Genomic DNA, 898 nt, shown 5'->3' with positions numbered 1-898 from the left:
AGAGCTTGTTTAAAAACAAATGTGAATAAAAAAGAGCACCAAATCAAATAATCAGGCACTTATGCTTTTAAGATTGTTTTAATAAGTGAAAAAGAACAAACAAACTCAAAGAATCATGTATCTGACCGATTTGACTGATGCTCAAAAGGAGTATATAAAAGGAACAATTCTCATGGATAATTGGCGTAGCAAATATGACTTTTTTCTCATACTTGACGCAATCATCTTCATTGATGTCAGTGGAGTTCAATGGAGAAATCTCCCACACGAATACCCCAAATGGCAGACAGTGTACTACTATTTCAGGCGTTGGGGAGCAATGGATGCCTTTTCTGAATTGGAGGATGTCCTGGTTCAGGAAGTAAGGCTCAAGAGAGGGGAATCCCCAACTCCGACAATCGGGGCGATAGACAGCCAAAGCTCCCATTCCGCTCTTCCTCGCTCTGAAAAAGGTATTGACGGCAACAAGAAGGTCAAAGGTGTAAAACGCAATATAATAACCGATAAGGATGGTGATATCCTGGAAGGTTCCACGACTCCAGCCAATATGCACGACTCCAAGACTGCCTATGCGCTTGTCGCCTTGCTTGTGGCGACTTTCCCCTGGATCAAACGCATTTATGCAGATAGGGGGTATCGTGGCAACTTCATTGAAACAGCCAAGCATGACTTCGGAATTGATATTGAGATTACACATTCTAACTACAGCGGTAAATTTGTCCCTGCCAAGAAGAGATGGGTTGTGGAGCGGACTTTCGCGTGGTTGGATAACTTCAGACGGCTATGCCGCAACTATGAGGAAACCACTGCATCCGCCAATGAAATGCTCATGGTGGCAGCTGTGGTGTTGACGCTCCGAAAACTCACCTCTGTTAACAATAATTTTTAAACAACCTCT

1 protein-coding gene is annotated in these 898 nt (G+C 43.3%); it reads left to right on the top strand.

Annotation, left to right across the window (positions count from 1 at the left end):
• The first annotated feature begins 115 nt into the window (after positions 1-115).
• On the top strand, positions 116-889 hold the full coding sequence (locus tag E5331_RS20090; protein WP_123484122.1) for an IS5 family transposase: 774 nt from the start codon (positions 116-118) through the stop codon (positions 887-889).
• Positions 890-898 lie beyond the last annotated feature (9 nt).

The organism is Lepagella muris (assembly GCF_004793975.1).
GTDB classification, from domain to species: domain Bacteria; phylum Bacteroidota; class Bacteroidia; order Bacteroidales; family Muribaculaceae; genus Lepagella; species Lepagella muris.
This window is presented reverse-complemented; position numbering and strand designations above follow the sequence as displayed.

What these genes read in the sequence shown, in the direction of transcription:
- E5331_RS20090 (WP_123484122.1), top strand. Translation starts at nt 116, where the DNA reads ATGTATCTGACCGATTTGACTGATGCTCAAAAGGAGTATATAAAAGGA.